The following is a 26145-nucleotide window of genomic DNA, read 5'->3' as shown; positions in this document are numbered from 1 at the left end:
AGACCGTCCGCGCGTCGGAACATCCGCCCGTCAGACCGTCCGCGCGTCGGAAACATCCGCCCGTCAGACCGTCCGCCCGTCAGGACCATCAGGAGGAAAGCCCATGCGGCGTACCGATCGAGTCCGGCTCCGCACCCTCGCGGTGGCTTCCGCCGCCGCCGTGGTGGGAGCACTGCTGGCCCTCCCGGCCGCCACCGCGCAGGCGGTGTCGCCGGACATCGTGATCAGCCAGGTGTACGGCGGCGGGGGCAACTCCGGCGCCCCGTACGCCAACGACTTCATCGAGTTGTACAACCGCGGCACCGCGCCGGTCAGCGTCACCGGCTGGACGGTGCAGTACGCCTCGGCCGGGGGCTCGTCCTGGTCCCGGACCACCCTCTCCGGCACCATCGCCCCCGGAAAGTACTACCTCGTCCAGGAGGCGGCCGGCGCCGGCGCGGGCGCGGCCCTGCCGACCCCCGACGCGACCGGGACGTTGGCCCTGAGCGCGACCTCCGGCAAGGTCGCCCTGGTCACCAACGGCACGGCGCTGACGTGCACTTCGGGCTGCGCCACCCAGCCCGGCGTGCGGGACTTCGTCGGCTACGGCTCCTCCGCCAGTTCCGCCGAGGGCTCGCCGACCGGCAACCTCTCCAACTCCACCGCCGCGCTGCGGGCCGGCGGCGGCGCCACCGACACCGACGGCAACGCGGCCGACTTCGCCGTCACCGCACCCGCCCCGCGCAACTCCTCGTCCGCCGGCGGCGGCACGGGCGGCGGCACCCGAATACACGACGTCCAGGGCGCGGCGCGGACCTCCCCGCTGGCCGGACGCCCGGTCTCCGCGGTGCCCGGCGTCGTGACGGCCGTCGGCACCGCCGGCTTCTGGTACCAGGACCCGACGCCGGACGCCGACCCGGCCACCAGCGAGGCCGTCTACGTCTACACCTCGTCCGCCCCCACCGTCGCGGTCGGCGACTCGGTGACCGTCGGCGGAACGGTGAGCGAGTTCCGTCCGGGCGGCACCGGCGGCACCACCAACCTCACCATCACCGAGCTGACCGGCCCCAGCGTCACCGTCCTCGCCCACAACGCGGCACTGCCCGCGCCCACCGTGGTCGGCCCCGGCGGCCGGGTGCCGCCTGCCACCGTCGTCTCCGGCGTCACCGGCGGAGACGTCGAGACCGCCGGCGGCTTCCAGCCCGCCACCGACGGCCTCGATTTCTGGGAGTCCCTGGAGGGCATGCGGGTCGAGCTCGACAACGCGGCGGTGGTAGGCCCGACCAGCAAGTTCGGTGAGATCCCGGTCGTCCCGCAGGGCAGCACCACCCGCACTGCCCGGGGCGGCATCCTGCTCCAGGCGAACGACGCCAACCCCGAGCGGGTCATCCTCGACGACGTGCTCGCCCCCACCCCGGCCGCCACCGTCGGCGACACCCTGAGCGGCGCCACCGTCGGCGTGCTCGACTACTCCTTCGGCACCTTCAAGCTGCTGGTCACCGCCACCCCCGCGGTCACCCCGGGCGGCACCGCACCCGAGACCACCACCGCACCGGCCGCCGGCGAGCTGGCCGCCGCCACGTTCAACGTGGAGAACCTCGCCCCGGGCGACCCGCAGAGCAAGTACGACGGCCTCGCCGCCGGCATCGTCGGCAACCTCAGGTCGCCCGACCTGGTCGCCCTGGAGGAGATCCAGGACAACAGCGGCGCCACCGACAACGGCGTCGTCGCCGCCGACCAGACCCTCGCCAAGCTCACCGCCGCCATCACCGCGGCCGGCGGCCCCGCGTACTCCTACCGCCAGATCAACCCGCAGGACGACCAGGACGGCGGCCAGCCCGGCGGCAACATCCGCCAGGTCTTCCTCTACCGCACCGACCGCGGCCTGACCTTCACCGACCGCGCCGGCGCCGGCTCCACCACCGCCAACTCCGTCGTCAACAACGCCGGCACCCCCGCGCTCGCCTACTCCCCCGGCCGGATCGACCCCGCCAACTCCGCCTTCGACGCCAGCCGCAAGCCGCTGGCCGGCGAGTTCCGCTGGAACGGCAAGCCGGTCTTCGTGATCGCCAACCACTTCAACTCCAAGGGCGGCGACCAGCCCCTGTTCGGCCGCTACCAGCAGCCCGCCCGCCCCTCCGAGACCCAGCGGCACGCCCAGGCCACCGTCGTGAAGTCCTTCACCGACCAGATCCTGGCCGTCGACCCGAACGCCGCGGTCATCGTGCTCGGCGACCTCAACGACTTCGAGTTCTCCCAGACGGCCGACCTGCTCACGGCCGGCGGCTCCCTGGTCGACCTCCCCCGTACCCTCCCGCTCAACGAGCGCTACACCTACGTGTACGAGGGCAACTCCCAGGTGCTCGACCACATCCTGATCTCCGGTGCCCTGGCGGCGAAGCCGTACGGCTACGACATCGTCCACCTCAACAGCGAGTTCCCGACCCAGCTCAGCGACCACGACCCGCAGGTCGTCCGCATCCCGCTGCCGTAGCGCCCGCCGAACCGCCCTGCGGTACCGACCCCACGCCGGGGGGCGGGGTCAGTACCGCAGGGCCTTCACGACCACGGGCAGCAGCGTCTGATCGGCGGGGGCCCGGCTGAAGGCGATCGGCTGGGCCTTGTCCCCGGCCGGGAGGTCCTGGACGCCGACGAACGAGCTGTCCACCGCCTTCCCGCTGGTGTCGGTGAAGTCGACCTGCACCGCGTACGAGGCGGTGCTGACCCCGCTGTTCACGATGGTCACCACGACCGCGTGCAGCCCGCCCGTCTGCGTCCGCGGGATCCCGGTGACCGTGATGTCCCCGAGCGCGTTCCCGCCGTTCTCCAGCGTTCCGAGCGCCGTCGCGGCCTTCTGCCGCGCCTCCACGGCCTGGGCCGAGACCGACGCCTCGAACGAGGCCGCCGCGGCCGACGCGGAGGCCGCGGCCGCCGACACCGAGGCCAGCGCCGACTCCGCCGTCGAGGCCAGCGCGGACGGCGGCTCGCCCGAGAACGTCGACGGGTTCGGCGCCGTGCTCAGCGTCGAGGCCGGTGCCGACGAGGCGAGCGACGGGTTGGTCGACGAGCTGCTGCACGCCGCCAGCACCCCCACCCCGCCCACCGCCGCCACGAACGCCACCGCCCGCACCGCTCTGCCGCCCCGCTTCGGCACATCCTGAACTTCGCGCACCGCGGATCCCTCTCCCGAGTCACTGGCCCGGGCCCGGGCGGCCCGTACGCCCCCCATGCTTCGCAACAACCACCCCGCACGGCGACCTCTGCTCCCCCGTTCGAGTGGGACGGCCGCGACGGCGGGTCGGCGGGTGGCCGGAAGCGTCCCGGGCCTGTTCCGACCGGTCGGCAGCCCTTCCGGGCGGCCTCACCCGCTGGAAATCTAGTGGCCGTCAGCCGGGGAACCGACACACCACAACCCCGGGAACGCGGGGCGGAGCGAGCCCACCACGCCCAGTCCAGCGCCCTCCCACGGCCCCTCCCACGGCCTGTCTTGTACGCGCAAGGCCTGCTCCCCCTGCGTCGTCGTATGCCGACGGCCGTCGCACCGGCGCCTTCCGTCCTGACATCCCCTCATCCGGTCTGGAGACCTCCATGTCTGTTTCGCGCCCCGCCGTCCGCCTCGCCGCCACGCTCCTCGCGGCCGGGCTGTCCGCGCTGACCCTCGGTGCCGCCCCCGCCCACGCCGGGCCGGAGCCGACGAGCGCGGGCACGGCGGTCCCCGGAACGAACGACAAGGGCGGCGCGGGTCAGGGCCCGTCCACCTGGTCCAAGAGCCAGACCGCACCCGGGTCGGGTGCGGCGGCCACGCTCGCCTCGGCCCGGATCACCCGGGACGAGGCGCTCGCCCGGGCCGATGCATGGGTCAACCTCGGCCTCGGCTACAGCTGGACCACCTACCACGACGGCTACCGCCAGGACTGCTCCGGCTACGTCTCGATGGCCTGGAAGCTGGCGACCCCGGGCCTGGACACGACCAGCTTCGTCCCCAGCGGCGTCGCCTCCTGGATCAGCAAGGGCGACCTCAAGCCCGGCGACGCGCTGCTGAACGACGCGGCCGGCAGCGGCGGCCACATCGTCATGTTCGACCACTGGACGGACCCGGGCCACACCTCCTACGTGGGTTACGAGTTCACCGGCAGCGGCGTCCACCACCGCACCATCCCCTACCCGTACTTCCCCGGGTACGGCACCTACCGGCCCGCCCGGAACAACAGCATCGTCGACACCCCCACCACCCCGCCCGTGACCGCCCACCCACGTCTGGACTTCAACGGCGACGGCAAGTCCGACGTCGCCGGCAAGCTCGCCGACGGCACCCTCCTGCTCTGGACCGGCAACGGCGACGGCACCCTCAACACCGCCAGCGGCTACAGCATGTGGCCGGGCACCGGCTTCAGCGCCGTCAACAGCCTTGTCGCCGACGACTTCAACGGCGACGGCAAGGCCGACATCGCCGGCAAGCTCGCCGACGGCACCCTCCTCCTGTGGACCGGCAACGGCGACGGCACCCTCAACACCGCCAGCGGCTACAGCATGTGGCCGGGCACCGGCTTCAGCGCCGTCAGTCCGCTCATCGGCTGACGGCTCTCCACGGCCGGCGCGGGGGCGACGAGGTCGAGTCGGAGAGCCGGCTCGACGGCGCCCCGGATCGTACGCCCCGGCCACGGCCCACCCACCCGGTGCCGGCCCCTCTCCAGGGGCCGGCACCTCCTGGTTCGGGGCCGTCACCACAGCAACGCCAGCGGGTGGACCCCCGACGCGAGGACCGGCATCGCCGGGATTGGCGAGTGGGCGGTGAGCGCGGAGCCGCCGCGCGGCCCGACCGCACGGGACACCCTTGGCCGGTGGTGTGACCAGGGCCATGTCGACCGTACGGGAACCAACGGAGGTGGCGGGCCGACTGGTGGGGCGTGAGTGCGATGTCGCCGGGTGGCCGGCCGTTGAGTGTGTTGGCGGGGTTCGCCCTGCTGTTGGTGGTGGTGTTCGGGGTCGCCTTCGCCGTGGGGCGGGCGGCCGGGCCGGTGTCGCCGGGGCTGACGCCCGGGAGCGGGGGCGGCGGGAAACCCGGGATGAGCGGGCACGACATGGGGGCGGGCCGGTGAGCGCGGTCGCGGACACCGAGGCCGGTGCGCTGGTCAGCACCGATCTCGCGGTCGGCGGGATGACCTGTGCGGCCTGCGTGGGCCGGGTGGAGAAACGGCTGGCGCGGATCGAGGGTGTCACGGCCGGCGTCAACCTGGCGACCGGGCGGGCGCGCGTGCTGCACCCGGCCGGGGTGGGCGTCGAGGAGCTGGTCGCGGCCGTCGAACGGGCCGGGTACACCGCCGAGTTGGCCGTGGCCGGGCAGGCCCCGGCGGACCGGGAGGAGGAGCCCGGGCAGCGGTGGCGGCTGCTGGTGACGGCGCTGCTGGCCGTCCCGGTGGTGGTGCTGTCGATGGTGCCGTCCCTGCAGTTCCCGGCCTGGCAGTGGGTCTGCTTCGGGCTGGCGGTGCCGGTGGTGACGTGGGGCTCGGCCGGGTTCCACCGGCGGGCGTGGCAGGGACTGCGGCATGCCGCGGCGACCATGGACACGCTGGTCAGCCTGGGAGTGGTGGCGTCGTTCGGCTGGTCCGCGTACGCGCTGCTGTTCGGCGGGGCCGGGACGATCGGCATGCGGATGCCGTTCTCGCTGACCGCGGACGGAGGCGGCGCGGCGCACGTCTACCTGGAGGCGGCCGTCGGGGTGCCGCTCTTCGTGCTGGCCGGGCGGCTGCTGGAGGGCCGGGTCCGACGGCGCAGCGGTTCGGCCCTGCGGGCGCTGGCCGAGCTGGGGGCGAAGGAGGTGTGCGTCCGCGACCCGGAGTCCGGCGAGGAGCGACTGCTGCCGATCGAACAGCTGCTGCCCGGACGGGAGTTCGTGGTGCGGCCGGGCGATCGGGTGGCCACCGACGGCGTGGTGGTCGAGGGCGGCTCCGCGCTCGACCTGAGCATGCTGACCGGCGAGAGCGTGCCCGTGGAGGTCGGCCCCGGGGACAGGGTGGCGGGCGCGACGGTCAACGTCGGCGGCGCACTGGTGGTCCGGGCGACCGCGGTCGGCGCCGACACCCAGCTGGCCCGGATCACCGCGCTGGTCGCGGACGCCCAGGCGGGCAAGGCCCGGGCGCAGCGGCTGGCGGACGCGGTGGCCGGGGGGTTCGTGCCCTGCGTGCTGGCGGTGGCGGTCTGCGTGCTGGGCTTCTGGCTCGGCGCGGGGACCGACCCCCAGGCGGCGGTGACGGCGGCGGTCGCCGTCCTGGTGGTGGCCTGCCCGTGCGCGCTGGGCCTGGCCACGCCGACCGCGCTGCTGGCGGCGACCGGGCGGGGCGCCGAACTGGGCGTCCTGGTCCGTGGCCCGGAGGTGTTGGAGAGCCTGCGCAAAATCGACACCGTGGTGCTGGACAAGACCGGCACGCTGACCACCGGACGGATGGAGCTCGCCGAACTGACCACCGTGCCCGGGGTGGACGAGGACCAGGTGCTGCGGCTGGTGGGAGCCGTCGAGCACCGTTCGGAGCACCCCATCGGGAGGGCCGTCGTGGGGGCGGCCCGGGACCGGTGCGGCTCCGAGCCCCTCCCGGCAGTGGCCGGTTTCACGGCCACCGCCGGAGTCGGGGTTTCCGGCACGGTCGAGGGCCGGCTGGTGCGGGTGGTCCGGCCGGACGACGCCACGGCGCCGCTGCCGGCCGCGCTGGCCCAGGCACTGGCGCGCGCCGGGGAGGCCGGGCGGACGCCCGTGGTGGCGGAGCTGGACGGACGGCCGGTCGCCGTCCTCGCGGTCGGCGACACGCTGCGCTCCGGCAGCTGGCGGGCGGTCCACCGGCTGCGCGGGATGGGCCTGGAGCCGGTCCTGCTGACCGGGGACGGGCCCGGCGCCGCCCGGGCGGTCGCCGGCGAGCTGGGCATCGAGCAGGTGCACGCCTCGGCCTCGCCCGAGCGCAAGGCCGAGGTGGTCGCCGGGCTGAGGGCCGCGGGGCGGACGACGGCGGTGGTCGGTGACGGCGTCAACGACGCGGTCGCACTCGCCTCCGCCGACCTCGGGGTGGCGCTGGCCTCCGGCAGTGACGCCGCGATCGGCGCCGCCGGGCTGACCCTGGTCCGCGGCGACATCGAGGCGGTGGTGGACGCCGTGCGGCTGGCCCGGCGGACGCTGGCCACGATCCGGGTCAACCTGCTGTGGGCGTTCGGGTACAACGTGGTGCTGATCCCGCTGGCGGCGGTCGGCGTGCTGAACCCGATGCTGGCGGCGGTGGCGATGTCGCTCAGCTCGCTGCTGGTGGTGGGGAACAGCCTGCGGCTGCGCACCTGGCAGCCGGGGCGGGGCGGCCGGGGTGGCTCGGGCGGGCCGGGAGGATCGGGCGGACCGGGTCGCTCCGGTAGCCGGGGTCCTGGTGGCAGGGCCGGGCACGGGCGGCGGCCGGGGGCGGGCCGGTGAGGGCGCTGTTCTCCGGCCGGGCGTCGGAGCGGATCCGGGTGTCGGAGCGGGTCCGGGCGGTCGGACCGCCGGTCGCGGCGGCCGGGGTGGCGCTGGCGCTGCTCTCCGGCTGGACGGCGGCCGGAGGCGCCGGTCGGCAGCGCCCCGTGGAGGCCGGACCGGGGTGGCTGCTGCTGCCGACGGCCGGCGGATCGACCGCCACCGCGGCGTTCTTCACGATTCGCAACCCGGGCGATGTGCCCGACGAACTGACCGGCGCCAGCTGGGAGTTCGGCGGGCGCGTCACACTCAAGCGGCACCGGCACCAGGGCGCGTCCGGCCGCTGGGAGCCGGTCGCGGCGCTGCCGGTGCCGGAGCGCGGCGAACTGGCGATGTCACCGGAGGACGCGGACCTGATGATCACCAGTCCGCCGACGCTGCGGGCCGGGCAGTGGGTGGAGTTCACCCTGAGCTTCCGTCACAGCCCCGACGTGAAGGTGCGGGCCGAGGTCGTCCCGCCGGGCGGCAGGCGCAGCGGCTGAGCCGGGGGCGGGCACAGCGCCTGATCGGGACGGACACAGCGGCCCACCGGCCGGGCACGCCCGGGTAGCCCGAGCCCCCCGGGTGGCCGAAGACGGCTGGGCAGCAGAGCACGGCTGAGCGGCCGGGCCCCTCACGAGGCCCGGCCGCTCAGCCGTGGGCGCCGGGGACCCGGCGGTCCGCTCAGTCGTGCGGGACCACCGCCACCGGCGCGTACGCGTGGTGGATCACCGCATGCGCCACCCGGCCGATCCTCGCGCCCAGGTCGTGCGGACGGCGCCGCCGTCCGACCACCACCAGGTCGGCCGTCGCGGAGGCCTCGACCAGCGCGCGGGCGGCGCCGAGCCGCACCTCCTCGACCACCTCCGTCTCGGGGTGACGCTCGCGCCACCCGGCGAGGGCGAGGGCGAGTCCCTTGGCCTCCAGCGCCTCGATCTCGCCCAGGTCGGCCTGCGACGGGATGAAGCCCACGGTTGCGAACGCCGGCGGCAGGTCCCAGCCGTGGACGGCCCGGAGCCTGGCGCCGCGCAGTCCGGCCTCCCGGAAGGCGAAGGCGAGCACGGAGTCGTCCGGATCCTGGGTGTCGATGCCGACGAGGACCTCCCCGGACTCGCCGGGCGCCCTCTCGGGGCGCTCCCGCACCGGCCGGACCAGCACCACCGGCGCGGCACTGCGGGCGGCGGTCGCCATGCTGACCGAACCGACCAGCAGCTCGGCGAAGCCGCCGAGGCCGCGCGAGCCGAGCACCAGCAGACCGGCGTTCCCGGCGGCGCCCACCAGGCCGTCCACCGCGGCGTCGAGGATCACGTCGGTGTTCACGGACAGGCCGGGGTGGCGGTCGCGCACGGCCGCCGCGGTGTCGTCCAGCATCCGCCGGGCGACGGCGGGCGGCGAGTCCTCCTCGACGAAGGCGGACCGGCCGTCGGTCAGCCACGGCCAGGCGTGCACCAGGCGCAGCGGGGCGCCGCGGCGGACCGCCTCCTCGGCAGCCCAGTGGGCGGCTGCGGTGCTCTCGGACGAGCCGTCGACTCCGACCAGAACGGGGGGCGTCATGAGGGGATTCCTTCCGCTGCGGGCCACCAGGGCCGGGCGGCGCGTCCTGACGCACCGTCCGATGCCTCTACTCTGGCCGCCGGGGCGGGGTGCGGCCCAGTGCCGCAGGGCCCCCGGCGGCAGGGTCGTTGGTCCCGTGCGGCGCGGCCGGCAGCGGCTCGCCGGGCGGACCCCGCCCTACCGGCCGGGTGGGCACGGGCACTACCGTGAATCCGGCAATCCTCCTGGTCGGGCGACCCGGGGGCAGTCCGGGCACAACGGGGCAGAGTGACGAGGAGGACGCCGGTGGGCGGCGCGGACGGTACGCGGGCGGACACGGACGGCACGCGGACGGACACCGGCGCTCCGGCGGGCCCCGGCTGCCCCGCAGCCGACGGCACCGGCCCTGCCCGGAGCGCCGGCCAACCCCCGGACACCGGCCACACCCCGGGCAGCGGCCGTACCCCGGGCAGCGGCCGTACCCCGGGCACCAGCCGTACCCCGGGGACCGGCAGGGCGGACGGCGGCGCCGCGCGGATGCCGCAGCTGCGCCTCGACGAGCTGCTGGAGGAGCTCCAGTGGCGGATCGACGCGGCACGCGGCACCCGGGACCGGGTGCACAGCCTGCTGGAGGCGGTGCTGGCGGTCGGCCGGGAGCTGGACCTCGCCCAGGCGCTGCACCGGATCGTCGAGGCCGCCGCCGACCTGGTCGACGCCCGCTACGCCGCGCTCGGTGTGATCGGCTCGGACGGGCACACGCTCTCGCAGTTCCTGACGGTCGGTCTGACGCCGGAGGAGATCACGGCGATCGGGCCGCTGCCGTCGGGGCGCGGCATCCTGGGCGAGCTGATCAGCCACCCGCAGCCGCTGCGCTGCCCGGTGCTGTCCGAGCACCCGGCGTCCGTCGGCTTCCCGGCCAACCACCCGCCGATGCACACCTTCCTCGGGGTGCCGGTGCGGGTGCGCGGCGAGGTGTTCGGCAACCTGTACCTCACCGACAAGCGCGGCGGGCTGGACTTCGACGCCGACGACGAGGCGGTCATCGCCACGCTCGCGGTCGCGGCCGGGGTGGCCATCGACAACGCCCGCCTGTACGAGGAGGCGCAGCGGCGCCAGCGCTGGCTCCGGGCGAGCGCGGAGATCACCCGCAGCCTGCTGTCGGGCGCGCCGCGGCTGGAGGTGGTGGAGCTGATCGCCAGCCGGGCGCGGGAGATCGCCGGGGCCGAGCTGGCCGACGTCTCGGTCGCCGTGGCCGGGCCCGACGAGCGGGCCGAGGAGCTGACGGTGGAGGTGGCGCTGGGCGGCGACCCGGGCGTCCGGCTCGGGGTGACGGTGCCGGTGGACGGCACGCTCTCCGGCGCCGCGTACGCCTGCGGCTCGCCGGTGACCAGTGACGGGCTGGCCGGCGACGCCCGGTTCCCCGCCGGGCCGCCCGGGCGGTTCGACGGCCTCGGGCCGGCGGTGGCGGTGCCGCTGGGTACCGGCGCGGGGTTCGGCCGGGGAGTGCTGCTGCTCGCCCGGGCGATCGGGCGGCCACCGTTCACGGCGGAGGAGACGGGCCCGCTGCTGGGCTTCGCCGACCAGGCCGCGCTCGCCCTGGAGCTGGCCGAACGACGGCTTGACGCCGAGCAGTTGGCACTGCTGGAGGACCGTGACCGGATCGCCCGGGACTTGCACGACCTGGCCATCCAGCGGCTCTTCGCCACCGGAATGACCCTGCAGAGCGCGGGCCGGCTGATCGAGAGCCCGGGCGCGGCGGACCGGGTCGGCCGGGCGGTCGCCGACCTGGACGAGACGATCAAGATCATCCGCTCGACCATCTTCGGGCTGCGCGCCCACAACGAGCCGGACCGGGGCCTGCGGGCCCACGCGACCCGGATCGTCGGCGAGGCACGGACGACGCTGGGCTTCGCGCCGCGGCTCGCCATGGAGGGGCTGCTCGACACCGACGTGCCGCAGGAGCTGGCCGACCACGTGCTGGCCGTCCTCGGTGAGGCGCTCAGCAACGCGGCCCGGCACGCCCGGGCGGGCCGGGTCGAGGTGGACCTCCGGGTGGCCGACGACCGGGTGCGGCTCACCGTCACGGACGACGGGGTCGGGGTGCCGGAGGGCGGGCGGCGCAGCGGCCTGCGCAACCTCGCCGAGCGGGCGGAGAGGGCGGGCGGCGACTTCGAGCTCCGGGCGGGCGAGGACGGCGGCACCCGGTTGGTGTGGTCGGCACCGCTGGGCCCGCGGTAGTGCCGCGGTAGTGCCGCGGTAGTGCCGCGGTAGTGCCGCGGTAGTGCCGCGGTAGTGCCGTCCGGCGGTGGCGGCGACGATCCGTCGGACCGGCCCCCGACAGTACCGGCCGGCTGTGGCACGCGGGGCGTACTCCCACCCCGCGTGCCACCGCCGTGAGCCGGGTCGGGCCGTACCCGGCGGGTCGTGCCCGGCGATCAGCCCGGATCGGCCCGGCCGGGCAGGGTCGACCGGTCAGGCCCGGTCGGCCCTGCACGGCCGACCGGGCCCGGCGGGTCAGATGCGGGTGTCCTCCACGACGGGGACGAGGTCGCGGGGCGCCGCGCCGCCCTGCCGCCCGTCGTCGGCCCCCGGCGAGGTCAGCGTGCGGGGTGCGGCGGCGGGGGCGGGCTGCTTGCCGCAGAAGGCGGGCTCCAGCGCGTTCATCAGGCCCTGGGTCACGGTGCCGTTGTTGGAGGCGTTGGCGAAGACGACGACACTGCGGCGGCCGTCCGGGGTCGTGAACGACTGGGTCTGGAAGCCCTGGACGATCCCGCCGTGGCCGAACACGTTGCCGCAGGACAGCGCGATCTGCCGCAGCCCCAGCCCGTAGCTGACCTTGGCGGTGGGGGTGGGCAGCACGCTGGTCATCTGCTTCAGCGAGTCGTCCGAGACCAGCCCGCCGGCGCTGCCGGCCATCAGCGTGGTGAGGAAGCGGTCCATGTCACGGGCGGAGGACACGACCGCGCCGGCGCTCCAGACCCAGGAGCCGGTCTGCTCGGTGGAGTCCAGCAGCGGCTTGGAGCGGTCGTCGTTGGTCAGGTAGCCGGTGACGTGCCGCCCCTCGATCCCCTCCGCCGGCACCTCGAAGGACGTCCGGCTCAGGGCCAACGGGTCGATGACCTCGTCGCGCAGCACGTCGGCGTACGGACGGCCGGTGATGTGCTCCACCGCCAGGCCCATCAGCACGAAGTCGGTGTTCGAGTACGAGTAGCGCGATCCCGGCGTGTACTGCACACCGTGCGCGACCGACATCGACACCAGCTTCGCGGGGTCGTAGACGTTGTGGCGGATGCGCGCCTCGAAGGCGCTGGTGGTCTCCTCCCCCGCCTGCTCCAGGAGGTCGTTGGTGTGGTCGTAGATGCCGGCGCGGTGCTCCATCACCTGGCGGCCGGTCATCGTCCAGCCCTCGGGCAGCGTGCCGGCCGGGAGGTAGTCGCGCAGCGGCTTGTCCAGGTCGATCCTGCCCCGCTCGACGAGCTGCATGACCAGCACCGCGGTGAACATCTTGCTGTTGCTGCCGACCCGGAACCGCCAGTCGGCGTTCATCGGCGTCCCGTCCAGATCGGCCTTGCCGACCGTCAGCGAGACCTTGCCCTCGGCCGCGCCGTGATCCCTGATCACCGCGAACGCACCCGGCGCTCCCGCGTTCACCGCGGCCTGCAGCGCCGCACGCACCCCGGCGGTGTCCGGCACTGCCGCGGCCGCCGCCGGCGCCGCCACCGCACCCGTCGCTCCCGTGGCCACGACCACCACACCGGCCGCAGCCACGGCCAGCGAACGCAGGATTCCAACCCGTGCCATCAGAAACCACCCTGACATCTCGTCACCTGGAAGATCAGATCCCGGCGGGACCAAGATCCAATATCCCGGATGGGGGGTCGTCCGACAAAACAGGCCCGGCCGTGACTGCCCCTAAGGGCAGACCGACGGCCGATCGCCGGGGACCGGGACGGGCGGCGGCCCGGCCCGGACCGGTCCAGTCCGGCCCGGTCCGGTCCGGTCCGGCCCGGTCCGGCGGGTTCAGCCGCGCAGGCCTCCGGGCGTCCGCAGTCGGGCCGGCTGCGCGGCCTCGCCGGCCCGGCGCACCTCGGTGGCGATCAGTGCGGCCTGGACGCGCCGCTCCACCCCCAGCTTGGCCAGCAGCCGCGAGACGTGGTTCTTCACCGTCTTCTCGGCGAGGTAGAGCCGCTCGCCGATCTGGCGGTTGGTCAGCCCCTCGCCGATCAGCGCCAGCACCTCCTGCTCGCGCACGGTCAGCTCCGGCCCGTGCGAGGCCGGCTGCGCCGGTCCGGCGTCGTTGCGCAGCCGGTTGAGCAGGCGCGTCGCGGCGCCGGGATCGAGCATCGAGCGGCCGGAGGCGACGGTGCGCACGGCCGCGACCAGGTCGGTGCCGCTGATCTGCTTGAGGACGTACCCGGCGGCGCCGGCCATCACGGCGTCGAGCAGCGCCTCCTCGTCGTCGAAGGAGGTGAGCATCAGACAGGCGAGGTCCGGCATGCGGGAGCGCAGTTCGCGGCAGACGGCCACGCCGTCACCATCGCCGAGCCGCACGTCCAGGACGGCGACGTCGGGGCGCAGCGCTGGCACCCTGACGAGGGCCTGCTCCGCGGTGGCCGCCTCGCCGATCACCTCCAGGTCCGGCTCGCCGTCCAGCAGGTCGTGGACTCCCCGGCGCACCACCTCGTGGTCGTCCAGCAGGAACACCCTGACCGGTGCGGGCTCCCCGGTGCCGGTCGTCTCGCTCGCCATCGTGCGGCTCCGCCTTCCTCGTCCGCGGCACGCACCAGCTGCGGGCCCTCCGCATCATCCCCGACCGGGCCGCGCCGCCCCAGGGCCCAAGGACCCCATTCGGCCCGGGGACCGGTGACCGGGGACCGGGCCGGCGACCGGGGACCGGGGCCGGGGCTGGCGACCTGACGCATCCGCACGTCCCGGCGCGCCGCCGTCCGGCGGTGTTCAGGAGTGGTGGCGGCGCACGTTGCCCACGCCGATCAGCAGGAAGGCCGCGCAGACCACGGCCGCGCCGCCCGCCGCGGTGGCGAGGCGCGGTGCGAGCGGGCCGCCGCCGGACAGCAGGATGGAGACGGCGCCGAGCGAGGAGACCGCGAGGCCGACGAGCAGCCAGCCCAGCAGCACGCGGGCGCCGGGCCCCCGGCCGGGGCGCGGGATGCGCGGTGCGGGGCCGGCGTCGAGCATCGCCCAGCGGAGGCCGTCCTCGCGCAGCTCGGCGCGGCGCTGCCGGTGGGCGCGGATCCGCAGGATGACGGCGGCCACCAGGCCCGCCAGGGCGAGCCGGGCGGCGGGCTCCCACCCCGGCACTACCAGCAGGAGTCCGCCGGCCAAGGCCAGGGCGGCCCACCAGAGGACGCAGGCCGCGGCGGCGGTGCGGGCGGACCGGGGGCGGTCGTCACCCGCCTGGAGGTCGGCGATGGCGGGCAGGTACCAGACGCAGCCGGACGCGGTCACGGCGGCGGTGCCGATCGCCAGAACGGTGTGGTGCATGGTGGGCACTCCTCAGCCGGTGGGTTCGACTCCGGGGAGGGACGCTCCCCGGGGGCCGTCCCCGCCCGCCCGGGGGCATCGGTGCGGGCGGGGACGGCGTTCGGGGCCGTCGGTCAGTCCGACGGTGTCTTCAGTGCCCGGCGGCGCGGCGCCGGGGCGTCGTAGTTCGCGGGGACCACGCCGGCCAGGTGCTTCGCCGGCTCGCCGTTGTTCTCCAGGTGGTCGCGGGCGGCGATCTCCGGGTGGTGCAGGTCGAAGGCCGGGGACTCGGAACGGATGCGCGGCAGGGTGACGAAGTTGTGCCGCGGCGGCGGGCAGGAGGTGGCCCACTCCAGCGAACGGCCGTATCCCCAGGGGTCGTCCACGGTGACCTTCTCGCCGTACTTGGCGGTCTTCCAGACGTTGTAGAGGAACGGCAGGATCGACAGGCCCAGCAGGAACGAGCCGAGGGTGGAGACCGTGTTGAGGGCGGTGAAGCCGTCCGAGGCCAGGTAGTCGGCGTAGCGGCGCGGCATGCCCTCGGCGCCCAGCCAGTGCTGGACCAGGAAGGTGGCGTGGAAGCCGATGGTGAGCGTCCAGAAGCTGATCCGCCCGAGCCGCTCGTCCAGCATCTTCCCGGTCATCTTGGGCCACCAGAAGTGGAAGCCCGCCATCATCGCGTACACCACGGTGCCGAACAGCGTGTAGTGGAAGTGCGCGACGACGAAGTACGAGTCGGAGACGTGGAAGTCGATCGGCGGCGCGGCCAGCAGCACGCCCGTCAGGCCGCCGAACAGGAAGGTGACGAGGAAGCCGACGGTCCAGAGCATCGGGGTCTCGAAGCTCAGCGAGCCCTTCCACATCGTCCCGACCCAGTTGAAGAACTTGACGCCGGTCGGCACGGCGATCAGGAAGGTCATGAAGGAGAAGAAGGGCAGCAGTACCTGGCCCGTCACGTACATGTGGTGCGCCCAGACCGTGACCGAGAGGCCCGCGATGGCGACGGTGGCGGCAATCAGGCCCGCGTAGCCGAACATCGGCTTGCGGGAGAAGACCGGGATGACCTCCGACACGATCCCGAAGAACGGCAGGGCGAGGATGTACACCTCGGGATGGCCGAAGAACCAGAACAGGTGCTGCCAGAGCATCGCGCCGCCGTTGGCCGGGTCGAAGACGTGCGAGCCGAACTTGCGGTCGCACTCCAGCGCCAGCAGCGCGGCGGCGAGCACCGGGAAGACCATCAGGACGAGGACCGAGGTCAGCAGCACGTTCCAGCAGAAGATGGACATCCGGAACATGGTCAGGCCCGGGGCGCGCATGCAGATGATGGTGGTGATGAAGTTGACCGCACCGAGGATGCTGCCGAAGCCGGAGAGCGTGACGCCCATGATCCACATGTCGGCGCCCACGCCGGGCGAGTGGATCGCGTCGGAGAGCGGCGCGTAGAGGAACCAGCCGAAGTCGGCGGCTCCCTGCGGGGTGGCGAAGCCGCCCGCGGCGATCAGCGAGCCGAACATGAACAGCCAGTAGGCCAGCATGTTCAGCCGCGGGAAGGCGACGTCCGGGGCACCGATCTGGAGCGGCATGATCCAGTTGGCGAAGCCCGTGAACAGCGGCATCGCGAAGAGCAGCAGCATCACCGAACCGTGCATCGTGAAGGCCTGGTTGAACTGCTCGTTGGAGAGGATCTGCGTCCCCGGCCGGGCGAGTTCGGCGCGCATGACCAGCGCGAGGACGCCGCCGATCAGGAAGAACCCGAACGCCGACACCAGGTACATCGAGCCGATCGTCTTGTGGTCGGTGGTCGTCAGCAACCTCACCAGGGCGGATCCGGGCCGACGGACCGGTCCCCCTCCCGGCCGTGCTGCGGACGGCTGCGGCGCGCTGTCGCCCCTTGCCTCTGTGGCGCTCAAGGACGCACTCCTTCGAAAACCTCTGCGGATGGTGGCGATCCATGATCGAAGCTCGGAACCGCCGCGCCCCAGGGCCGTTGGACCCAGCCGCCCCGGGCCGGTGGGCCTCCCTCCGGGGCCGGCGACCGGGACTTCCGCCACGGCGCCGACCCCGCCGACCGCCCATGCCGACGACGCGCACCACACGCACGCGCCCCACCGCCCCGCCGGCTTCACCGCCCCGCACCGCCGCACCGCCCCACCGCCGCACCGCCGCCGGGCATGCCGAAACACCGGTGCCGGCAGGGGAGTCGGTACACACTCCCCGGCCGGCACCGGTGCTGTCCCGGGCCGCTACGCGACGCCGGGCGGGTCCTCGGTGAGCCGGTAGCCGGTGACCAGGTCGGGCCGGATCGCCACCGTGTGGTCCATCGCGGACGCCACCCACGGGCTCAACAGCGCTCGGTAGCGTGCGAGTTGCCCGGGATCGGTGACCGGCCGGGCGTAGCCGGTGACGACCACGCTCCAGCCCAGACGGGTCAACGGGTCGATGGCGTCCGCCTCGTAGGCGACCACGACACCGGCCGCGTCCGCCCCCAGCGCCTCCATGGTCAGCGCCGCGCCGTCGTGGGTGCGGATCACGATCTCGTCGTCGACGAGCAGGTGGTTGACGGGCCTGATGGCCGGCAGCGCCCGTGCGGTGAACACGATCCGCCCGAACGGTGCGCCGCCCAACAGCCTCAGTGCCTCGGCGCGTTCGACCGGCACCAGGTGGCGCGGCGGCACCTCGGCGGCCAGCAGCAGTCCGGCCCGCCCGGCCTCGCCGCTCACGGGGTGGCCGCTATCAGGCCGAGCCCGCCGTCGTGGCGCCGGTAGAGCACGCGCCCGCGCCGGGTGCCGGGCTGGGCGAAGAAGAGGAACGGAAGGTCCGCCCCGGAGAGCCGCTCCACCGCCCGCTCCTCCGTCAACTCCGGTGCGCCACAAGGACTCACCGTGAGCGGGACGGCCGGCCTTGTCGGTGGGGCGGCGGCCGTCGTGCGGGCCAGCCGGTAGCCGGTGGGGCCGACCCGGTAGACGACCGCGTCGGTCTCGGTGGCCGGGTCGGTGAACAGGTGGATGTCGAAGTCCATCGCGTCCATGGTCCGGGCCGCCGCGTCGGGCGAACACCACACCAGGGCGGCGCGCTTGCGGCGGACGATCCGCTCCGGCCGTGCGCCGTACGGCACTTCGGTGCAGGGGTCGGCCCCGAGCAGCCCCGCGCCGGCCCGTACGAGCCCGCGTCCGCTCCGGGGCGCGACCTGCCCGGGGACGCCGGCGAACGGCCCGCGGGCACGCGTCCGGCGGGACCATGGCCGGGGCGTCCAGCCGGAGGCGGCGGTGGCGATCCGACCGCGCAGGCCGTCCGCCAGCCGGTCCAGCGCCTCGCCGAGGTCGGCGGCGCTCTCCTGGACCCTGATCCGCCGGCCGTCCACCTCGGCGTTGACCTGTGCCAGCACCGTCGCCGCGCCCGCGGCGCCGGCCGCTCCCCCCGTGCCGACCGCGCCCACCCGAACCCGCAACGCCTCCACCAAGGCGTCGGCCCCGTTCACCACGGCCGCGATCCGGGCCCTGGCGTCGGCCGCCACGCCTCCCGGCATCCCCTCGCACACCTGCACCGTGATCAACTCACCCATCTCCGGCCTCTCCCGTCCCGCCACTCGGACTTCCGTACTTTCACGTCCTGCCACGTCTGCCCCCGGCGCGCCCGGCGCACACACCGGCGCGCGATCACGATCCCTCCGCCGCTCCGAACCGGACAAGGGCCGAACGGCCCCATGGCCCCCGGCCGCCCTGTCCTGCCCCGCCCCGTGAGCGGTGTGCGAGGATCGGATCATGCCTGCTCTCGACAACCAGTCGGACTACTGGAACTCCACCGGCACGGCGAAGACCTTCGGGCACCCGCTCCACCCGGAGTGGCTGGCGCGGCTCGACCGCGCGGCGGCCGTCCTCGACTACGGCTGCGGCTACGGCCGGCTCGCCGGAGAACTGGCCGTACTCGGCTTCACCGACGTCGAGGGCGTGGACATCGCGCCCGAGCTCGTCGCCCGCGCCCGGGCCGAGCAGCCCGCCGCCCGGTTCACCGTGCTGACCGACCCGCCCCGGCTGGCCCACCCCGACGGCATCCTCGACGCGGCGCTGCTGTTCGCCGTCCTCACCTGCGTGCCGGGCGACGACGGGCAGCGTGACCTGGTCGCCGAACTGCACCGGGTACTGCGGCCGGGCGGCCTGCTCTACGTCAGCGACCTCTGCCTCCAGCCCGACGCCCGCAACCGCGACCGGTACGCGGAGTTCGCCGAAAGGTACGGCCGGTACGGGGTGTTCGAGACCGGTGACGGCGCGGTCTGCCGCCACCACACCCGGGAGTGGCTGGACGAACTGCTCGGCACGTTCGAACCGGTCGCCGAGCGCGCGCTGCCGGTGCGCACCATGAACGGCCGGCCCGCGGTGGCCACCCAGCTGCTGGTCGCCAGGCGCTGAACCTCCCGCGCCCCGGAACCGCCGTGCGGTCCCGGGGCGCGGGTCGGCCGTGGGCGCGGCGGGCCGGCGTCCACGGCGGGCGCGGCGGGCGTCAGGAGACCGGCGACAGGCGCAACCGCTGCGGCGCGGCCTTCAGGTGCGCGGAGAGGTCCGGCAGCGGTGGCGCGTCCCCCACGGTGAACCACACCAGGACGTCCTCGCCCGTCCGCACGGGCAGGGCGGGGAAGTCGTTCTCCGCGTGCTCGGTGCGGTGAAGGGCGAGCGGCGGCGTCCCGGCGGCGGCCTCCGGGCATAGCCGCCGCTCGACGTGGCCGGCGAAGGCGGTGGTGTCCCACGGGTGGCAGATGGTCGCGACGACCTGCCCGGCACCGTCCGGGGCGGTGAAGCCCGGACCGCGCAGCAGCAGGACGTCGTCCGAGTCCAGCATGGTGGCGTTGGCCGCGTCGCGGTGGGCCCGCCAGACCGGGCCGTAGTAGAAGGCCCGCAGCGCCCTCGCCCGTTCCGTCATGTCCGGAAAGCTTCGCAGCCAGACGAAGCGGTCCGGGTCGTCCAGGTCCCGGAACCGGCCGCCGACGGTGATGCCGGCGGCCTCCTGCCCGGTCACGAACTCCCGCTCGAAGAGCTCGATCAGGGTGTCGCGGGCGCCCGGGCGCAGGGTGTACTGCCGGAGTTCGACGATGGTCACGAGGCGTCCTCGGACCGGGTCCGGGTCAGCTCCATGACCCAGTTGAGCTCCCAGCTCCGCCCGCCGTCCGCCGAGAACTCCTGCTCCCAGCGGGCCGAGTCGGCCGTCAGCCGCCACCAGACGAAGTGGACGCGGATCGGCAGGCCGCGGTAGGTGTCCTCGCCGTGGAAGTCGCCCCGGTCGCCGGTGAAGCCGCCGACGACGGGCGGGTCGAGCCGGCCGGTGCGGCTGTCGGCCCAGTGGATGGACCACTCCTTCCGTTCCCGGTCGAAGAGGCGGAGGGTCACGCCCTGGCGCCCCAGGGTCGGGAAGGTGATCTCGTCGATGTTGCCGTTCCCGCCGAACAGCGGGCGGACGACGGCGTGGCCGGGGAACTCCTCCCAGCTGTCGCCGCCGGTCAGAGGCCCGGTCAGCCTGCGGTTGGCCACGTCCCAGGAGCCGTGAAGGAAGTCGAAGTCGTTCATGGCCCGGAGGCTAGGGCCGGTCCACTGCCACCTCCTGTCAGTGGATACTGGGAGCCGTGCGCGCCGGCCGACTGATCTCGCTGCTCCTGCTCCTGCAGAACCGGGGGCGGATGACCGCCCATCAGCTCGCCGACGAGCTGGAGGTCTCGGTCCGGACGGTCTACCGGGACGTCGAGGCGCTCGCGGCGGCGGGCATCCCGCTGTACGGGGACGCCGGGCACGGCGGCGGCTACCGGCTGCTCGACGGCTACCGCACCCGGCTCACGGGGCTGACGGCCGAGGAGGCGCAGGCGGTCTTCCTGACCGGGCTGCCGGGCCCGGCGGCCGAGCTGGGCCTCGGCGAGCAGCTGGTGGCCGCCCAGCTCAAGCTGCGGGCCGCCCTCCCGGCGGAGCTGCGGGAGCAGGCGGAGCGGATCCAGCAGCGCTTCCACCTCGACGCGCCCGGCTGGTACGGGAAGGCCGACGACACCCGGCACCTCGCGGCCGTGGCCGCAGCTGTCTGGGGCCGGCACGCGCTGTGGGTGCGCTACCGGCGGTGGAAGGCGCCCACCGAGGTCGAGCGGCGGCTGGAGCCGTACGGGCTGGTCCTCAAGGCCGGCCGCTGGTACCTGGTCGCCGCCGCGGACGGCGGCGACGCGCGCACCTACCGGGTCGACCAGATCATCGAACTGCGCTCCCTGGAGGAGCAGTTCGAGCCACCGGCGGGCTTCGACCTGGCGGCCCACTGGCGGGACCGGCTCGCCGACTTCCACGCGCGGCTGCACACCGCGGAGGCGGTGGTCCGGCTGTCGCCGCGCGGCACCGCCCGGGTCCGCGAGCAGCTGGGCCACGCGGCCGGGCAGGCGGTCGCGGCCGGCGGGGTGGTGGAGGCGGACGGCTGGACCAGGGCGGCCGTGCCGATCGAGTCGGTCGACCACGCCCACGGCGAGTTCCTGAAACTGGGCGCCGACGTGGAGGTCCTGGAACCGCCCGCCCTGCGGGCCCGCCTCGCGGCGACCGTCCGCGAGCTCGCCGACCGGTACGGGGCCCAGGCCCTGCCCGGGGCCCCGCGCGAGGCGGGGGCCGACGGTGAGGGCGACCTCGCGGGCGGCGGCCGGCCCTGAACGCCTCCGGCGAGGGTGCGGCGCCCCCTGCGTGCCGCCCGGACCGGCCCGCGTGTTCAGGGGCGCTCAGGGCGTCGGGGCCTCAGGACATCAGGGCGTCAGGACGTCAGGGCCGCTGGGCGTCAGGACCTCAGGGCGTCACGGCGTCACGACGTCAGGCGCGCGATCTCGCCGATCTCCAGCGCCGCGTACACGGAACCGTCCGGCCCGACGGCGATGCCGTGCGGCTCCGCGCCCGCGACCGGCAGCTCGTACCCCTGGTAGCCGCCGTCCGGGGTGAGCGAGCCGATCCGGTTGCCGCCCCACTCCGTGAACCAGAGGCGCCCGTCCGGGCCGGCCGCGACGGCGTGCGGGCGGGCGGCCCGGTCGGGCAGCGGGTACTCGGCCACCGTGCCGTCGACGGCGACCCTCGCGACCTGGCCGGCGCCGATCTCGACGCACCAGAGCGCGCCGTCGCCGCCCGCGGCGATGCCGACGGGCGCGGCCCCCTCGGTGGGCAGCGGATGCACCGTGATCCGCCCGTCGACGGTGATCCGGCCGACGGCGTGGGCCTGGTTGAGCGTGAACCAGAGCGCGCCGTCCGGCCCCGCGGTGATCATCGACGGGAAGGCGCCGTCCACCGGCAGCGGGTACTCCGTCACCTCGCCGTCCACGGTGATCCGCCCGATCCGACCGGCGTTCAGCTCCGTGAACCAGAGCGCCCCGTCGGCCCCGGCGGCGATCCCGAACGGCCCGGCGTCCTCCGTCGGCAGCCCGAACGACCGCTCCCGCCCGTCGACCCCGATCCGCCCGATCCGGTGGTCCCGCATGCGGGTGAACCAGAGCGCGCCGTCCGGCCCCGCCGTGATCACCGACGGCCCGCACCCGGGCGCCCCCAGCCCGAAGCGCCGCACCGACCCGTCCGCCGCCAGCCGCCCGATCTCCCCGGCGTGCACCAGCGTGAACCAGACCGCGCCGTCCGGCCCGATCACGACCCCGTACGGCCCGGCCCGGCCGTCCGACACCGGGACCCGCTCGAAAGTCATCCGTTTCCCCCTACCGCTTCACTATTGCGACTGGCGTCGCATTAGCACTCTCGCACATTCCCCGCCGGCACGACAAGCGCCACCGGCCCTCGCCGGCGGCGGCCTCCGGGCACACCCCCTGCGCACACCCGGGCGCGCGGAGCGGCCCGACCGCCCCCGAGGCCCGGCCACTCCTGAGGCCCGGCTACTCCCGGACGGGCGCCCGCTCGCCCTTCACGCCGCGGCGGCTGCCACGGCGCGGTTCACCGGTGTCGCCGCGCAGGACGGAGATGACACCGACGCCGGCGGCGCAGAACGGGACGGCCAGCAGGGCGCCGAGGATGCCGGCCAGGCCCGAACCCGCCATCACGGCGACCATGATGGTGGCCGGGTGCAGTTCGACGGTGCGGCTCTGGATCAGCGGCTGGAGGATGTTGCCCTCGATCGCCTGGACGGCGAGCACCACGCCGAGCGCCCACAGCGCCGTGCCGAGCCCGCCCTCGGCGAGCGCGACCAGGACGGCGACCGTGCCGGAGAGGAACGCCCCGATGAACGGGATGTAGGCACCCATGAAGACCAGCGCGCCGAGCCCCGGGGCTCCGGGGACACCGAGCAGCAACAGGCCGATGGTGATGAAGAAGGCGTCGATCAGGGCGATCAGCGTGGTGCCGCGCATGAAGCCGGCCATCGCGTCGAAGGCGCGGTCGGCGCAGGCGACGACCGTGCCGGCGATGCCGGCCGGGAGGTACGAGCGGAGGGCGTCGGCGGTGCGGTGGCCGTCGCGCAGGAAGAAGAAGACCAGGGCGAGGGCGAGGACGCCGCCGGTGAGGATCTGGGTGGCGAACCCGAGCCCGGAGAGCACGCCACTGGTGACGGTGGTGACCAGGGAACTGGTCTCGCCCTTGGCGTTGTCCAGCGCGTGGCGGATCTTCTCCCCGAAGGGTCCGAGCCAGTCGGCGATCCGGTCGCCGGCCTGCTGGAGCGCCGTGGCGATCTGCGGGGCGCTGTGCACCAGCGAGTTGACCAGCAGGGTGATCACCCCGCCGACCGCGAGCACCAGCAGCGCGCAGGTGAGTCCGGCGGCCGGGCCCCGGCCGACCCCGCGCCGGACCATCCACGGCATCACGGGGTAGAGCAGCGAGGTGCCCAGCAGTGCGAGGACGACCGGGATGGTGGCGGCGCGCAGTTCGACCAGGGCGAAGCCGACCAGCGAGGCGACGGTGATGAGGAGGATGCCCGCCACCGACCAGGCGCTCGCCGCGCGGATCGAGGGCGGCAGCATCAGGTACGGCCTGCGGTGGTCCGCCCTACGCTCGCCCGGACCGCCGTCGGACGGGGGCTCCCCCGACATCTCCACCTCCGCCTGGGCCGATCAGTCCGCGTTTGCCCCATCTCAGCAGACGGTCTGATTGAATGCCCGTTTTCTGACCCCCGGGCGTGCCCGCCCCACGAGGGCGCCCGGACCGGCCACCGAGCCGCCGGCCCGAACGCCCACGGGACAGAACACCTAGGGCAGGTGGATCAGGAAGTCCCAGGACTGCTCCTGGTTCCTGACGTCCAGCGGCCGCAGAGCGATCCGGGTCGGGAAGATGTCCAGCACGCTGATGTCGAGGGCCAGTTCCGTTCCGTCGACCGGCCCGCCGGGAACCACCACGTAGAACTTGAAGACGTCCGGGTGCCCCGCCGGGCGGAGCTGCCACTCCCGGGGCTCGGACGAGCCGACGACCTCCGTGTTCTCCTGCGGGTAGCCCTCGTAGCCCGCGAAGGTCCGGTGCCGCTGGTTGCGGAGCAGGACGTTGCCGTTCTCCAGTTCCTCCACCTCCCACGACTGCGCCTCCACCTCGCCGTCGGCCGGCGGGATGAGGACCAGGGGCTCCTTGGCCCCCGGCAGCGTGAGCAACTGCTCGTTCGGCTTGCGGATGCCGAAGATGCCGTTCGGTACGAGTGCCACGGTCGACTCCACTCTGGCGGGCGGCGCCGCGCAGGCGCCACCGACTACTGGGCGGGTCGATTCAACCGGCGCCGACCAGGCCGTACACGGAGGAACCGCCGGAGGCTCACCCCATCGGGATCCCGCGCCAGCACACCCGCCCGAGCCCCGAACGTCCGTGCCGCACCGGCTCCCCGAAGCGAGCCGCCCCGCCACCGCCCGCGCTACACCGGCCCCCGAGGCGGACCGCCCCGAACTCCCGCGCTACACCGACTCCTCGAAGCGGACCGCCCCGCCACCGCCCGCGAAGGCCAGCACCCGCTCCGCCTCGCTCTCCGCCGCCTGGCGGTCGGCCCGCCGCAGCGCCGTGTACGGGTGGATCACCACGGCGCGTGCCTCGTCCCGGCCGCCCTCCTCCAACTGCCAGTCACCGGCGACCAGGCCGTCGACCAGCAGGATGCCGGACACGAGGCCGTTCTGGGTCATCAGTCGCGGTCGGTACTCCTCGGGCAGGACACGGGAGCGGTCGGCGTGCGAGAGCACCAGGTTGTCGAAGGGTGCGACCAGGCGGACCGGCGCCGGCACGGACGGGTCCGGCCGGGGCGCGTCCGGCAGGTCGTAGAGCAGCCGGCCGTGTTCGTCGCGGAAGGTGACCAGGCCGGGGGCGAGCCGCTTCAGCACCGGGCCGAGGCGGGTGAGGCCGCACCACTTCTGCAGGTCGGCGGCGGTTGCCGGGCCGAAGGCGGCGAGGTAGCGCAGGGCCAGGCCGTCCAGCGAGGGGGCCGGGTCGAGCGGGCGGCCGAGCCAGTGCTCGGCCGTGGTGTGCGCGGCGGCGCCGCCCCGGCCCCAGAGGCCCCGCGGCGGCACCTGGACCAGCGGCAGCAGGCATCGCGCGGCCTGCGCGAGCGCCGCCGGGTCGCGGCCGGGGCGGGAGGCGGCGAGCAGCGGGCCGAGCTGCTGGAAGGTGCGCGGCTCCTCCTCGACCAGGGCGCGGGCCTCGTCGGCGAGCGCGTCGAGGTCGAGGCCGGCCAGCCGCTTGCCGTAGGCGCTGCGCAGGCCCTGGTCGAGCACGGGCTGGACGAGCGGACGCAGGGACAGGCAGTCGTCGGCGGTGACCAGGTGGATGGTGCCGCGCTGGAGGGCGATCCGGACGACCCGGCGCTGCTCGATCAGCCCGGTCAGCTCCTCGGGGGCGAAGCCGTCCAGCCGGGCGAGCAGGCCGAGGTAGGGCGGCTGCGGCGCGGCCTGGGCCTGGAGCCCGCCGAGGTGGCGGACCATCTCGGCGGCCGTCACGGTGGCCCGGTTGAGCAGGTGCTGACGGGCCAGCAGGGCGCGGCCGAGCGCGCGGGTGGTCAGCACGTCCGTACCGGTCACCGCCTGCCGTCCAGGACGGAGCGCAGGACGCCGATCCGGTTGGTGGTGATCGAGTCCACGCCGGCCGCGCGGAGCCTGCGCATGGTGCGGCGCAGGTCGGCGGTCCAGGTGGAGACGGCGAGTCCGGCGTCGTGGGCCGCGGCGGTGAAATCGGGGTTGACCAGGCCGAACGGCGGGTTGAGGTACTGCGGGCGCAGGTCGTCCAGCAGGGCGCGGACGGGCAGCCGCGGCTGCTTCCAGGTCAGCGCGATCTCGGCGTGCGGGGCGAGGGCGCGGACGGCGAGCATCGCGGTGGCGGGGCCGCAGAACGCGACCCGCTGCTCGGCGCCGAGACCGGTGACGGCCTGCCAGGTGGCGGCCACCGGGTGCGGGTCGTCCAGGTCGATCAGCAGCCGGGCGGCCGGGGTCGCGGCGACGGTCTTGACCGCCTCGGCCAGGGTCGGGACGGCGAGGTCGCCGTCCCGCAGTCCGTCCAGCTGGTCGAGGGTGACCCGGCGCAGCGGGCGCGGGTCGCCCCAGAGGCGTTCGAGGGTCTCGTCGTGGAGCAGGACGGGCACGCCGTCGCGGGTGAGCCGGACGTCGACCTCGACGGCGTCGGCGCCGGCGGCGAGCGCGGACTCGACGGAGGGCAGGGTGTTCTCGCGGTACCGGAACGGGTCGCCGCGGTGGGCGACGGCGAGAACGGGGCGGCGGTCGGCGGGGGTCGGTGCGTTCACGG

23 protein-coding genes are annotated in these 26145 nt (G+C 74.9%); 8 read left to right on the top strand and 15 right to left on the bottom strand.

Features of this window, described 5'->3' with window-relative positions; translation table 11 throughout:
• The first annotated feature begins 103 nt into the window (after positions 1 to 103).
• Positions 104 to 2473 (top strand): lamin tail domain-containing protein, encoded by a 2370-nt coding sequence (locus J5Y04_RS24185; protein WP_209414192.1) that lies wholly within the window; start codon positions 104 to 106, stop codon positions 2471 to 2473.
• A gap of 48 nt (positions 2474 to 2521) precedes the next feature.
• Here the strand turns inward: J5Y04_RS24185 and J5Y04_RS42095 are convergent, their stop codons facing one another.
• Positions 2522 to 2725 (bottom strand): hypothetical protein, encoded by a 204-nt coding sequence (locus tag J5Y04_RS42095; protein WP_245205313.1) that lies wholly within the window; start codon positions 2723 to 2725, stop codon positions 2522 to 2524.
• Here J5Y04_RS42095 and J5Y04_RS42090 point away from each other — a divergent pair.
• From J5Y04_RS42090 to J5Y04_RS24165, 4 genes are all read left to right on the top strand, one after another.
• Positions 2718 to 3140: a hypothetical protein gene (locus J5Y04_RS42090; RefSeq protein ID WP_245205312.1), complete on the top strand. Its 423-nt coding sequence runs from the start codon at positions 2718 to 2720 to the stop codon at positions 3138 to 3140. The two genes, J5Y04_RS42095 and J5Y04_RS42090, sit on opposite strands and share 8 nt — an antisense overlap.
• Positions 3141 to 3567: 427 nt before the next feature.
• Positions 3568 to 4557, top strand: coding sequence for a VCBS repeat-containing protein (locus tag J5Y04_RS24175; protein ID WP_209414191.1), 990 nt, complete (start codon positions 3568 to 3570; stop codon positions 4555 to 4557).
• 580 nt (positions 4558 to 5137) lie between these two features.
• Positions 5138 to 7426 (top strand): cation-translocating P-type ATPase, encoded by a 2289-nt coding sequence (locus J5Y04_RS24170; RefSeq protein ID WP_209414280.1) that lies wholly within the window; start codon positions 5138 to 5140, stop codon positions 7424 to 7426.
• Positions 7423 to 7947: a copper chaperone PCu(A)C gene (locus J5Y04_RS24165; RefSeq protein ID WP_209414190.1), complete on the top strand. Its 525-nt coding sequence runs from the start codon at positions 7423 to 7425 to the stop codon at positions 7945 to 7947. The genes J5Y04_RS24170 and J5Y04_RS24165 overlap by 4 nt, the downstream gene beginning before the upstream one ends.
• Positions 7948 to 8128: 181 nt before the next feature.
• Here J5Y04_RS24165 and J5Y04_RS24160 read toward each other — a convergent pair whose 3' ends face one another.
• Positions 8129 to 8998, bottom strand: coding sequence for a universal stress protein (locus tag J5Y04_RS24160; protein ID WP_209414189.1), 870 nt, complete (start codon positions 8996 to 8998; stop codon positions 8129 to 8131).
• Between the two features lie 516 nt (positions 8999 to 9514).
• Between J5Y04_RS24160 and J5Y04_RS24155 the strand changes: the two genes are divergently transcribed.
• Positions 9515 to 11215 carry a GAF domain-containing sensor histidine kinase gene (locus J5Y04_RS24155; RefSeq protein ID WP_209414279.1) on the top strand — a complete coding sequence of 567 codons (1701 nt, stop codon included), beginning with the start codon at positions 9515 to 9517 and terminating at the stop codon, positions 11213 to 11215.
• A gap of 276 nt (positions 11216 to 11491) precedes the next feature.
• Here the strand turns inward: J5Y04_RS24155 and J5Y04_RS24150 are convergent, their stop codons facing one another.
• The 6 genes from J5Y04_RS24150 to J5Y04_RS24125 form a co-directional block, all read right to left on the bottom strand.
• The gene (locus J5Y04_RS24150) at positions 11492 to 12778 is read right to left on the bottom strand and encodes a serine hydrolase (RefSeq protein ID WP_209414188.1); all 1287 of its coding nucleotides are present in this window, start codon (positions 12776 to 12778) and stop codon (positions 11492 to 11494) included.
• Between the two features lie 219 nt (positions 12779 to 12997).
• Positions 12998 to 13726, bottom strand: a complete 729-nt coding sequence (locus tag J5Y04_RS24145) for a response regulator transcription factor (RefSeq protein ID WP_209414187.1) — start codon at positions 13724 to 13726, stop codon at positions 12998 to 13000.
• A 207-nt stretch (positions 13727 to 13933) separates the two neighbouring features.
• Positions 13934 to 14479, bottom strand: coding sequence for a hypothetical protein (locus J5Y04_RS24140; RefSeq protein ID WP_209414186.1), 546 nt, complete (start codon positions 14477 to 14479; stop codon positions 13934 to 13936).
• 113 nt (positions 14480 to 14592) lie between these two features.
• Positions 14593 to 16278, bottom strand: coding sequence for a cytochrome c oxidase subunit I (gene ctaD, locus J5Y04_RS24135; RefSeq protein WP_209414185.1), 1686 nt, complete (start codon positions 16276 to 16278; stop codon positions 14593 to 14595).
• Between the two features lie 426 nt (positions 16279 to 16704).
• Positions 16705 to 17154, bottom strand: coding sequence for a pyridoxamine 5'-phosphate oxidase family protein (locus J5Y04_RS24130; protein ID WP_209414278.1), 450 nt, complete (start codon positions 17152 to 17154; stop codon positions 16705 to 16707).
• A 23-nt stretch (positions 17155 to 17177) separates the two neighbouring features.
• Positions 17178 to 18023, bottom strand: coding sequence for a sigma 54 modulation/S30EA ribosomal C-terminal domain-containing protein (locus tag J5Y04_RS24125; protein ID WP_209414184.1), 846 nt, complete (start codon positions 18021 to 18023; stop codon positions 17178 to 17180).
• A gap of 199 nt (positions 18024 to 18222) precedes the next feature.
• On the opposite strand from J5Y04_RS24125, the gene J5Y04_RS24120 reads away from it, so the two are divergent.
• Positions 18223 to 18867 carry a bifunctional 2-polyprenyl-6-hydroxyphenol methylase/3-demethylubiquinol 3-O-methyltransferase UbiG gene (locus J5Y04_RS24120; protein ID WP_209414183.1) on the top strand — a complete coding sequence of 215 codons (645 nt, stop codon included), beginning with the start codon at positions 18223 to 18225 and terminating at the stop codon, positions 18865 to 18867.
• Positions 18868 to 18958: 91 nt separating this feature from the next.
• Here J5Y04_RS24120 and J5Y04_RS24115 read toward each other — a convergent pair whose 3' ends face one another.
• Positions 18959 to 19552 carry an NIPSNAP family protein gene (locus J5Y04_RS24115; RefSeq protein ID WP_209414182.1) on the bottom strand — a complete coding sequence of 198 codons (594 nt, stop codon included), beginning with the start codon at positions 19550 to 19552 and terminating at the stop codon, positions 18959 to 18961.
• The gene (locus tag J5Y04_RS24110) at positions 19549 to 20016 is read right to left on the bottom strand and encodes a hypothetical protein (protein WP_209414181.1); all 468 of its coding nucleotides are present in this window, start codon (positions 20014 to 20016) and stop codon (positions 19549 to 19551) included. Before J5Y04_RS24110 ends, J5Y04_RS24115 begins: the two co-directional genes overlap by 4 nt.
• A gap of 56 nt (positions 20017 to 20072) precedes the next feature.
• Here J5Y04_RS24110 and J5Y04_RS24105 point away from each other — a divergent pair, with 56 nt between their 5' ends.
• On the top strand, positions 20073 to 21119 hold the full coding sequence (locus J5Y04_RS24105; RefSeq protein ID WP_209414180.1) for a YafY family protein: 1047 nt from the start codon (positions 20073 to 20075) through the stop codon (positions 21117 to 21119).
• 146 nt (positions 21120 to 21265) lie between these two features.
• Here the strand turns inward: J5Y04_RS24105 and J5Y04_RS24100 are convergent, their stop codons facing one another.
• The 5 genes from J5Y04_RS24100 to J5Y04_RS24080 all read right to left on the bottom strand — a co-directional run bounded on the left by J5Y04_RS24100 (position 21266) and on the right by J5Y04_RS24080 (position 26143).
• A complete protein-coding gene (locus tag J5Y04_RS24100) occupies positions 21266 to 22144 on the bottom strand; it encodes a virginiamycin B lyase (RefSeq protein WP_209414179.1) in 879 nt (292 codons plus the stop codon).
• A 184-nt stretch (positions 22145 to 22328) separates the two neighbouring features.
• Entirely contained in the window at positions 22329 to 23474 is a 1146-nt protein-coding gene (locus J5Y04_RS24095) for an AI-2E family transporter (RefSeq protein WP_245205310.1), read from the bottom strand.
• 156 nt (positions 23475 to 23630) lie between these two features.
• Entirely contained in the window at positions 23631 to 24074 is a 444-nt protein-coding gene (locus J5Y04_RS24090) for a hypothetical protein (RefSeq protein ID WP_209414178.1), read from the bottom strand.
• Positions 24075 to 24317: 243 nt separating this feature from the next.
• The gene (locus J5Y04_RS24085; protein ID WP_307853266.1) at positions 24318 to 25427 is read right to left on the bottom strand and encodes a winged helix DNA-binding domain-containing protein; all 1110 of its coding nucleotides are present in this window, start codon (positions 25425 to 25427) and stop codon (positions 24318 to 24320) included.
• Positions 25424 to 26143 (bottom strand): glycerophosphodiester phosphodiesterase, encoded by a 720-nt coding sequence (locus J5Y04_RS24080; protein ID WP_209414177.1) that lies wholly within the window; start codon positions 26141 to 26143, stop codon positions 25424 to 25426. The genes J5Y04_RS24085 and J5Y04_RS24080 overlap by 4 nt, the downstream gene beginning before the upstream one ends.
• Positions 26144 to 26145 lie beyond the last annotated feature (2 nt).

It is taken from the genome of Kitasatospora sp. RG8, assembly GCF_017813315.1.
In the GTDB taxonomy this organism is placed as follows: Bacteria; Actinomycetota; Actinomycetes; order Streptomycetales; family Streptomycetaceae; genus Kitasatospora.
This window is presented reverse-complemented; position numbering and strand designations above follow the sequence as displayed.